The organism is Paraburkholderia sp. 2C, from assembly GCF_054589215.1.
Map to the genome: position 1 here is coordinate 1 of NZ_BAAILL010000029.1, position 9,955 is coordinate 9,955.

Here is a 9,955-nt window from a genome sequence, read left to right on the forward strand (position 1 = left end):
AGACAGCGCGCATGACGCCGCGGGCTATCTCGACGAAGCGCGGCTGCGTGAATTCATGCCGGCTTCGAGCGATGTCGATGTGTATTTCCTTGGGCCCAAGCCTTTCATGAAGGCAGTCGGCACCCATCTGGCCACGCTCGGTGTACCAGCGGCCCAAGTCCGCTACGAATTTTTCGGCCCGGCGCAGCAACTGTTCGAAGCGGCGCACGCACCGGGCAGCGACGGTGCATAGGAGCGGCAGGCCGTTCGGCGCGTGAGGAACCGCATGCCCTCGATATACAACTGCGCGGTCGGGACGCTTCGCTGGTGGTTCGACCGCCGGATGTCCGACGGAGCGATTCTCGACGCGGAGAAACTGTTTCCGGGTGCCAGGATGCTCGTGTCGAACTGGAAAAAAATCAGTATCGAGGCGTCGCGCGCGATACGGCATCTGCACACCATCCCTCGTTTTCATTCGTCCGCATCCGCGCAGAATCGAAATTTCACCGATGGCGGCGCGGATTGGCGCATCTTTATCATGCGTGCCTACGGCGTGACGCTCTACAAAAATCTCGCGCAATGTCCGACTGTGGCAAACATTCTGGCGAGCTGTCCCGACGTGCTATCGGCTTCGCTCTCGATTCTCGGACCGCGCAATGTCATCCCGCCGCATAGGGGTCCGTTTCGCGGCGTGCTGCGTGGCTATCTCGTTCTATCGATGCCGACGCATGGCGACGGCACACCGGCCGCCGTACTGACGATCGATCACCATGACTATCGTCTTCGCGAAGGAGACTTCGTGCTATGGGACGACACCTTCGAGCATGCTGTCCGTAACGAAAGCGACGAATATCGTGTCGTCCTGTTGCTGGACGTCAAGCGTCCCTTCATGCCGTTGGACCTTGCCCTGCTGTCGAGCGCCGTTGTCTGGAGTGTCCGTGTTTCGATATTGATGTCGCGCTGGAAAAGCAGGCTTTCGATCGCCCTGCACCCCCGCGGCAACCGACCCGATCGCACGCGTCGCGACTAGGTCAGCGTTGCCCCGCGGCGTGATCCGCGTGACCCTCCCTGGCCGCAGCCCCGCGCACGTGCGTCCATCCATACGTAAGCCGCAGAAGGTTATCCGTCAGCCTTGCGGGCGGTACCCCTGCTTCAGGAGCCGAACTGATATAGCATTATGCGGCCCGGATATACGTGGAATTTTATGCATCCGGAAGCGGGGTTTTCGAAACGCGCAAACGTAAAGGTGCAACGATTGGATATCGCCGATCTGAAGGTCTTCGAAGCAGTTGCCCGTCTCGGTAGCATGAATCGGGCGGCCCTCGAACTGCATACCGTGCAATCCAACGTAACAGCGCGAATCCGTTCGCTCGAACGCGAGATAGGCGTGCCGCTGTTTCAAAGGCACGTTCGCGGCGTCAGCATGACACCGGCCGGACAGCGCATGCTGCCGTACGCCGCGCGCATGGGGAAGCTGCTTGCCGATGCAAAGACGGCGGCCGTGGACGACGGCCCGCCAGGCGGCGCACTGAACCTCGGAACGCTTGAAACAACCGCGGCCATACGCCTCGCTCCGGTCCTCGGAACGTTTACGCGCATGTATCCGAAGGTGCGATTGTCATTGTCGACCGGCACCACCTCCGGCCTGACGCGCGATGTCATCGAGTGCCGGCTCGATGGCGCGTTTATCGCGGGTCCGCTCGACTATCCCGACGTCCATACCGAAACCGTTTTCCGCGAAGAGCTGGTATTGGTGAGTTCGTGTGCGATACGGTCGCTCGATGCGCTATCGGCCGTTCAGGATCTGAAGGCCATTGTGTTCCGGATAGGCTGCTCATACCGTCAGCGGCTTGAAGCGTTGCTTGCCGAGATGGGAATCTTCGTTTCCGCGCCGCTCGAGTTCGGCTCGATCGACGCCATCATCGCTTGCGTCGTCGCGGGCGTCGGTGTCACACTTCTGCCACGATCGGTGGTGTCCGCAAACGCCAGCCACAACCTGCTGACCATGCATACGCTCCCCGACGGCAAAGGCCATGTCGAGACGCTTTTCATCCGCCGCCACGACGCCTATGTGTCCAGCGCCATGCAATCGTTTATCGACGTCGCACGTTCGGAACTCGGGGCGCGCATGGCCGCGGCATAACCGAGCCGCACCGCTTCGACGCGCCCCATCGGCAGCAATCTGCGTTTCAGATATCCCCATCGCAACAAACCGTCATTGATCGAACGAGAAGCTTGTTAAGCTATTCACACGCGTTCGCTCAACAATCCATGGGTTTGGCGTCCAACGAGCAGCCTTCGCCAGCAACGACCAAATTGCCGAGCTTCGAGCGATAACGCGCGCGGCCATTTGACTTTTTGCAGTGAGGTGTGGATGGATCAGCTCCAGATGTTGAGAGCCTTTGTTGCGGCTACGCAGCACCGGAGCTTCAGTAAGGCTGCCGAATCGCTCGGTGTAACGACCGGTGCGATTTCCAAGGCAGTCTCCAAACTCGAAGATCGAGTCCAGACACGATTGCTGCATCGAACCACGCGTTCGATCACGCTGACCGATGCCGCCCTTGCCTATTATCAAAGTTGCAGCAGACTCATCGAGGAACTCGACGAGGCGCATCGGCGCATCATGCGGCAGAGAGAGGTCGACAGCGGCCGGTTACGCCTCGCGGTGCATCACGGGCTTGTCGGTCCGGCATTTTCGCGGTTTATATCGGACTACCATTCGATCTCGCCCAACGTCAATCTTCAGGTATCCGTCAAAAGCGGCGCAGTCAATCTGTACGACGGCCAGTACGATATGGCCATGGTGCCGGCACCTCTTGTCGATCAGCAGGGCGTCATTCGACGCACGCTGTACCGGTCCGCAAGCGTACTGGTCGCGTCGCCGGGTTACCTCGATAAGTGGGGGACACCGAAACGACTGGCCGACCTCGCCGCGCACTATCTTCTGGTTCACCCCGACTTGCGTCAAGGCGGCTCGAACTCGGTGGACCTGATCGAAGACGGGCGAGCGGCGAGCGTCGCACCCATGTCTTCGATCGACGCCGACGAAGTTTCGCTACGCGCCGCCGCGCTGGCCGGAATCGGCATCGCGACATTGCCTGAAGCGATGTTGCATGAAGACCTGGCGGTGGGCGCACTCGTGCCGGTTCTCGCGCACTGCTCCGCACGCAATCCGGCAGGCGAAATCTGCCTCTTCTACTCCGATCGCGAACTGCTGCCGGTACGCTCCAGAACCTTTGTCGACTTCTGCGTCCAGTTCTTCAGGGAGGGCGGCCTGTATGCGTGCGCCGGCGAAGCGGACGCGACAAGTCAGTCCGTGCAGATATAGCCCGCGTATGCGGCCGGATCCAGCTGTTCGATTGTTCCGTTGTTCGATTACCAGCCCCGAGCTTTTGTCTTGCCCTGCCAGAGTATGGATACATTGCGCAACATGAAGACGTTTATCTCCCTGGCCGAGGCTGGGGGCTTCACAGCGGCCGCGCGGCAGCTCGACACGACGGCCGGCTATGTGTCGCGGTGCATTTCCGAACTGGAGGCCCATCTGCGCACGCGGCTCGTCAATCGCACGACGCGCAGGATCGCGCTAACAGAAGCCGGTTTGCGCTATCTAAGCCGATGCCATGACATTGTTGCGTCCGTCACCAATGCGGAAGCCGAGGCGTTGAGCACGCTTGCCAAGCCCGACGGAACACTGAAGATGCATTCCATGTCGAGCATCGGGCAGAACTATGTGGTGCCGGCGATCGCAACCTATCAGGAGCGCTTCCCCGAGGTGACGGTCGATCTCACACTGTCGCAAAACGTCCCGGATCTGCTCGAAGAAAGGTATGACGTGGCGCTTCGCGTGTCTCCGGCCGGCCTGCCCGACTCGATTTATATCTCGCACAAACTCGGTACGGTGCACAGCGTATTGTGTGCCGCGCCCTCCTACGTCGAACGTCATGGATATCCGTCGACGGTTGAGGAACTCGCTCGCCACACCTGTCTGCAGGTGGCGATGCCGCTCTTTCCCGCCGACGAGTGGACGCTGACCGGTCCCGGCGGGACGTACCGCTTTGCGCTGCCTGCCAAACGCTTCCGGGTCAATGTTCCCGATGCGATGGCAGCCGCACTGCATGACGGCATGGGTATCGGCGCACTGCCGACCCTCACGGTCAGATCCGCGCTCCGTTCGGGCGCCCTTGTGAGAGTGCTGCCGGAGTATCGCCTGCAGGAACTCAACATCTATATGCTGTACGCGTCGCGGCAATACCTGGACGCCAAGATCAAGACGTGGATCGAGTTCTTCAGGTCATGGATTGCAGCGGCGCTCGAGGAAGACGACGTCGCGCTCGACGAACCGACGCCATCGGACGCCGCGAAGCCTGCCGGAACGATCGCGACGCGACTCTCAGTCTGAAAAATCAGGATACCCAGGAACCCCTATGCGACATGCAGCGACCCGTGCAACGATGACACCCGCTTTCAACGTCTGGTGGGGTGCTCTTGCAGGCGCGTGTTCGAGTCTCGTCGGGATCGGTCTCGCGCGGTTCGCTTACACCCCGCTACTGCCCGCGATCATCGCTGCCCAGTGGTTCTCGGCATCGACGGCCGCCTATCTCGCCGCCGCGAATCTGGGCGGTTATCTGGCCGGCGCGCTGCTCGGCGGCTGGTTCTCGAAACATGCCGACTCCACGCTCGTGCTGCGCGCGATGATGCTGCTGGCGAGCGCCTCGTTTTTCGCCTGCTCCGTGCCGGTCTCTTTTTCGTGGTTCTTCGCGTGGCGTTTCGCATCGGGCCTGTCGGGCGGCGCGCTGATGGTGCTGGCCGCACCGACGATTCTTTCTCACGTGTCCTCGTCACGCCGCGGATTCGTCGGCGGTGCGATCTTCAGCGGCATCGGTCTCGGTATCGCGGCATCGGGCACCATCGTGCCGGCGCTGCTGCGCGAAAGTCTCACCGAAACATGGATCGGACTCGGCGTCTGCGGCCTTTTGCTGACCATCGTGGCTTGGAATGGCTGGCCAAAGCCGCATGCGAGCGGAGCCGCATCCGCCATGCCACCGCAGCCGAAACAGCGGCCGAAACACGCGGCGCCCCGCCGGCGCTCGCATGCACGCGCCGCTACCCCGCTGGCGCTGCGCGCGCTGTACACCGAGTATGCGCTGAACGCGGTGGGGCTCGTTCCGCACATGATCTTCCTCGTGGATTTCGTTGCGCGCGGGCTCGGTAAGGGGCTCGATGCGGGCGCGCAGTATTGGGTGATGTTCGGCCTGGGCGCAATCCTCGGCCCGCTGATTACCGGACATATCGCCGACCGCGTAGGGTTCGGTCCGGCACTGCGTGGCGTACTGGTGCTGCAGATCGTCACCGTCGCGTTACCCGCCTTCGATGCGGGCCCGGTCGCGCTGATCATATCGAGCGTGCTCGTCGGTGCGGCCGTGCCCGGCATCGTGCCGCTCGTACTGGGGCGCCTGCACGAACTGCTGGCTCAGCATCCGGCCGGGCAGAAGCGAGCATGGAGCACCGCGACGACCTGCTTCGCCACCTTGCAAGCCGCCGGGGCCTATGGTCTTTCGTACCTGTTCGGACACGACGGCGGCAACTACCGGATTCTGTTCGCGATCGGAACCGCTGCGCTTGTTCTTGCCCTCGCCGTAGATCTATGCGCCGTGCTGTTCATTCGACACGACACGCCGGCTCAATAGGCCGCGACCCGCGGCCCGCCTAAAGTAAAGGCCCGTCTCTTCAACGCAGTCAGATCCTCGCGACACGCATGGCGCGAAGGGGCTCTGTGCTACCGCCGATGCGTCGACGTGAGACGTTCACGCCAACGGATAGTCGCGCGCCATGATTTCGGTGAGAAACGACGCGACGGCCGCGATACGCGGCACCCTGCGCAGATATTGATGCGAACTCATCCAGACGTCGCGCGTCACCGCCAACCGTTTCACCGGAATCGGCAAGAGACCGAAGCGCTCGGCCCGCGCGAACGCCGGCAACATGACGATCCCCGCTCCGGCCGCGGCCGCGAACATCTGCGCGATCATACTGGTGGAGTGGAAAGCGATCGGCGGATCGTCGATCGCATCGTCGAGCCAGCGAACCGCGTCCAGTTGAATCAGGTCGTCGACATAGCCGACGAAGCGGTGCGCCCGCAACTCGTCGATCGATCGAGGCGTGCCGAACGCCGCGAGGTAATCCGGATGGGCGTACAGGTGCAGCGCAAAGCGCCCGATGTGTTCGATGTCCAGATTGACGCCGCGCGGCTCGAAAAAGCCGAGGAAAAGATCGGCCTCGCGGTGCGATATGCGCACGTCCGTCGCGGACGTCACCAGTTCCACCGTCAAACCCGGGTGGCGCCGTTTCAGGTCGACGAACTGTTCGCTTAGATAGAGCGAGGCGATGCCCTCCATCGTTGCGATGCGCACATGGCCGGCGTGTCCCGGAAGTGCTCCGTTCATCAGGTCGCCAAGCGTCAGCACGTTCGCCTCGACTGCTTCGACGTGGGCCAGCATCTCGCGCCCCTGCGCATTGAGCCGGTATCCGAGACGGTCGCGTTCGAATACCGGCGTCTCGAGCGCGAATTCGAGCGCCGATATGCGCCGGCCGACCGTGGCGTGGTCCATGCCGAGCAATCGCCCGGCCTTGGAGAGATTGCCGGCGCGCGCTACGGCGAGGAAGACGCGCAAGTCATCCCAGCTCAGGCGGTTCATGTTCATGGCAAGGTCGGTGCGGTTTTCATCGCGCTATTCTCGCCGTGCAATTTTGCACATGCCATAGATTGTTTTCCGGTTCGTGCTGAAAGGTCGCTTTCATAAACTTCGGGTCACCGGCCGGCGTTTCGCACCCGGGTTTGCCCCTGCATCCCCCCCGCACGCGCCCCGGCCGATTGATGACCTGACACCACCTGACGGAGACACCGATGGCCGAAAGCGACACGGACTGGGAGGCAATGCTCGCAAGCGAGCGTTTCAAACGGCTGGCACGCCGACGGCGCAACACGATCGTGGTGCTCGGTCTGGTAGCCGGGCTTTACTACTTTTCGATTCCCGCGCTGATCGCCTGGGCGCCGGACATCTTCCGCATCAGGCTCGCCCCGGGCGTCAATCTGGGCACCGCGTTCGCGGTCTCGCAGTATCCGTTCGGCGGACTGATCGTCTACATTTTCATGCGCCGCACGGCAGCGATCGATCGCGCCGCGGCCGGTCTTGCCGAGCGTCCGGATGCCGGCGTCGCGCTCGCGGAGGAACATCATGCGTACTAGCCTGCGTGCCGGTTGCGCGGCGGCCTGCCTTGCCGCCACGATCCCGGCGCACGCCGAAGCAGCTGACGCGGCCGCGGTCAGCCATCCTGTGCTGACCTATGCGGTCTTCGGTCTCGTGATCATGTCGACGCTATTGATCACATGGTTCGCATCGCGCAGCAACCGTACCGCGGGCGACTTCTATACCGCGGGCGGCAGCATCGGACCGGCGAAAAACGGCCTGGCCATTGCCGGCGACTATCTGTCGGCGGCGGCCTTCCTCGGCGCCTCCGGACTCATCGCACTGTACGGCTTCGACGGCATGATCTATCTGGTCGGATTCTTTGCGGCGTTTATCCCGGTGCTGCTGTTTATCGCCGAACCGTGCCGGAATCTGGGGCGCTACACGATCGGCGACGTGCTCGTCGCGCGCAATAGTTTCCGCGCGACCAAAGCGGTATCCGCCGTGTCGAGCGTGGTGGTGGCGCTGGCCTACATGATTCCGCAGATCGTCGGCGGCGCTGTTATCGTGCGCGCGCTCGTCGGCATCGACTACAACGTATCGGTATGCGGCGTCGGCGGCCTGATGCTCGTGTACGTCGCGTGCGGCGGCATGAAAGCAACCACCTGGGTGCAGGTTATCAAGGCCGTGCTGCTGATCGGCACATCGTTCGTGCTCGTCGTGCTCGCGTGGCTGCCGTTCGGCTTCCGCGTCCCTGCTTTCATGGACGCCGTGGTGCATAGCTCGTTCGTGCAGGCGCATGTCGCCTCGATGGCGGCCGCGCGGGGGCTTGCCGGCGACGAACTCGGCTGGCGCTTTCTCGAGCCGGGGCTGTATCTGAACAAGCCGCTCGAACTGCTTTCGCTCGGGCTCGCGCTCGTGCTCGGCACCGCGGCGATGCCGCACATCCTGATGCGCCTCTTTACCGTCAAGGACGCGAAAGCGGCGCGCCAGTCCGTGATGTGGGCGATGCTCGGCATCGGCGTGTGCCACCTGTCGATTGTCGTGATCGGTTTCGCGGCCGCCTATTTCGTCGGCGCCCCGCTGATCGCGTCGCTCGACAAGGGCGGCAATCTGGCGGCGCCGCTGCTCGCGCAGGCGCTGACCGGCGGCCGGGGCAGCGTGGGCGGCGACCTGATGCTCGCCTTTATTGCCGCGGTCGCATTTGCGACCATCGTCGCCGTGGTGGCCGGGCTGACGCTGGCCGCCGCCTCGTCGCTCGCGCACGACGTCTACGTCGGCGCCATGAAGAACGGACGCGCGACCGAACGGCAACAGGTGATGGCGGCGCGCGTGGCCACGCTTGCCGTCGGCGCGGTGGCCATCGCGGTCAGCATCCTCGAGCGCGGCCAGAACGTCGCCCAGCTCGTCGGGCTCGGCTACGCGGTCGCCGCCTCGGCCAACCTTCCCGCCCTCGTGCTGACGCTTTACTGGAAAAGAACCACGACGCAAGGCGTACTCGTCGGGATTGTCGGCGGGACGCTCGTGGCCATCGCCCTCGTGCTCGTGTCGCCGAACATGACTTATCCGGCGATGGTGCGGGGGCAAGCGCTGCAACAGGTGGCGGAGATCGACAGGCAACTTGCCGCCGCACCGCCCGACCGCGCGAACCGGCAGCATCTGCTGGCGAGCCGCGGCGCGGCGCAAGCGGCAGCCGATGCCATCCGCGCCGACGCGACGAGCCTCGTCGGGCTCAAAGCGCCGCTCATCGGCTTGCGCAATCCGGGGATCATCTCGATTCCTGTCGGGTTCCTGCTCGTCATCCTGGTTTCGCTGCTCACGCGCGACGCCGCGGCGCGCAAGCGCTGGGCGGAACTCGTTGTGCGCCGCGAGACAGGTTACGGCGCCGTGTCCGCATTCGATCACTAATACAATCTATCGAGCCAATACCATCATGTCCTATCTTCCCGTCGTAAAAGTTGCTGCGGTCCACGCGGCGCCTGTGTTCCTGAACAAGCGTGCAACGGTTGCCAAAGCGGTTTCGCTGATTCGCGAAGCAAGCCGTAACGGTGCCCAGCTCGTGGCGTTTCCCGAGTCGTACATTCCGGCGTTCCCCGTGTGGGCATCGCTCTGGGCGCCGATCGACAATCACGACCTGTTCGAACGGTTCGCCGCGGAAAGCCTCTATGCGGACGGCAGCGAACTCGCGGAAATCGCTGCCGAAGCGGAGCGCAACGGCGTGTTCGTTTCGATGGGGTTCAGCGAGCGCTCGCGCGCCAGCGTCGGCTGCCTGTGGAATTCGAACGTGCTGATCGACGATCGCGGCGCAGTGCTGAACCATCACCGCAAGCTTGTGCCGACGTTCTACGAGAAGCTCGTCTGGGCAGCCGGCGACGGCGCCGGTCTGCACGTCGCCGATACGCGCATCGGCCGGATCGGCGGGCTGATCTGCGGCGAGAACACCAATCCGCTCGCCCGCTATTCGCTGATCGCGCAGGGCGAGCAGATTCACATCTCGAGCTGGCCCGCGCTGTGGCCCACGCGCCGCCCGATCAGCGGCGGCAACTTCGACAACGTCTCGGCGAACCGGCTTCGTGCCGGCGCGCATTCGTTCGAAGCGAAGGCATTCGGCATTATCTGCGCAGGCTATATGGATAACGAAATGCGCGACTTCCTCGTGGCGCGGGACCCCGCCGCCGCCGCGGTGCTCGACGGTTCGTCGCGCGCCATGACCCTGTTCGTCGATCCGACCGGCGCGCCGGTCGGCGATTCGCTTTGCGATGAGGACGGCATTGCCTATGCGCAGTTCG

9 protein-coding genes and 2 pseudogenes are annotated in these 9,955 nt (G+C 63.4%); 10 read left to right on the forward strand and 1 reads right to left on the reverse strand.

Translation table 11 applies throughout. The features are described from left to right. The 7 genes and pseudogenes from ACYPXD_RS06470 to ACYPXD_RS06500 form a co-directional block, all read left to right on the forward strand. Nucleotides 1-232 (forward strand): annotated as a pseudogene (locus ACYPXD_RS06470) (hypothetical protein); the annotation flags it as partial. 33 nt (nucleotides 233-265) lie between these two features. Then, entirely contained in the window at nucleotides 266-1,009 is a 744-nt protein-coding gene (locus tag ACYPXD_RS06475; protein ID WP_459708770.1) for an aspartyl/asparaginyl beta-hydroxylase domain-containing protein, read from the forward strand. A gap of 225 nt (nucleotides 1,010-1,234) precedes the next feature. Next, nucleotides 1,235-2,122 (forward strand): LysR substrate-binding domain-containing protein, encoded by an 888-nt coding sequence (locus ACYPXD_RS06480; RefSeq protein WP_459708773.1) that lies wholly within the window; start codon nucleotides 1,235-1,237, stop codon nucleotides 2,120-2,122. Between the two features lie 246 nt (nucleotides 2,123-2,368). Beyond that, nucleotides 2,369-2,479, forward strand: a pseudogene (locus ACYPXD_RS06485) (LysR family transcriptional regulator); the annotation flags it as partial. Nucleotides 2,480-2,602: 123 nt separating this feature from the next. Beyond that, entirely contained in the window at nucleotides 2,603-3,307 is a 705-nt protein-coding gene (locus ACYPXD_RS06490) for a LysR substrate-binding domain-containing protein (protein ID WP_459709105.1), read from the forward strand. Nucleotides 3,308-3,391: 84 nt separating this feature from the next. Then, complete coding sequence (locus ACYPXD_RS06495) at nucleotides 3,392-4,378, forward strand: LysR family transcriptional regulator (protein ID WP_459709107.1); 987 nt, start codon at nucleotides 3,392-3,394, stop codon at nucleotides 4,376-4,378. Between the two features lie 25 nt (nucleotides 4,379-4,403). Then, nucleotides 4,404-5,666 carry a YbfB/YjiJ family MFS transporter gene (locus tag ACYPXD_RS06500; RefSeq protein WP_459708775.1) on the forward strand — a complete coding sequence of 421 codons (1,263 nt, stop codon included), beginning with the start codon at nucleotides 4,404-4,406 and terminating at the stop codon, nucleotides 5,664-5,666. A 117-nt stretch (nucleotides 5,667-5,783) separates the two neighbouring features. Here ACYPXD_RS06500 and ACYPXD_RS06505 read toward each other — a convergent pair whose 3' ends face one another. Further along, on the reverse strand, nucleotides 5,784-6,680 hold the full coding sequence (locus tag ACYPXD_RS06505; RefSeq protein WP_459708777.1) for a LysR family transcriptional regulator: 897 nt from the start codon (nucleotides 6,678-6,680) through the stop codon (nucleotides 5,784-5,786). A gap of 203 nt (nucleotides 6,681-6,883) precedes the next feature. Between ACYPXD_RS06505 and ACYPXD_RS06510 the strand changes: the two genes are divergently transcribed. From ACYPXD_RS06510 to ACYPXD_RS06520, 3 genes are all read left to right on the forward strand, one after another. Beyond that, nucleotides 6,884-7,225 carry a DUF485 domain-containing protein gene (locus ACYPXD_RS06510; RefSeq protein WP_459708779.1) on the forward strand — a complete coding sequence of 114 codons (342 nt, stop codon included), beginning with the start codon at nucleotides 6,884-6,886 and terminating at the stop codon, nucleotides 7,223-7,225. Next, nucleotides 7,215-9,074 (forward strand): solute symporter family protein, encoded by a 1,860-nt coding sequence (locus ACYPXD_RS06515; protein ID WP_459708781.1) that lies wholly within the window; start codon nucleotides 7,215-7,217, stop codon nucleotides 9,072-9,074. Before ACYPXD_RS06510 ends, ACYPXD_RS06515 begins: the two co-directional genes overlap by 11 nt. A gap of 25 nt (nucleotides 9,075-9,099) precedes the next feature. After that, on the forward strand, nucleotides 9,100-9,955 hold an 856-nt coding region (locus ACYPXD_RS06520; RefSeq protein ID WP_459708784.1), incomplete at its 3' end, for a carbon-nitrogen hydrolase family protein.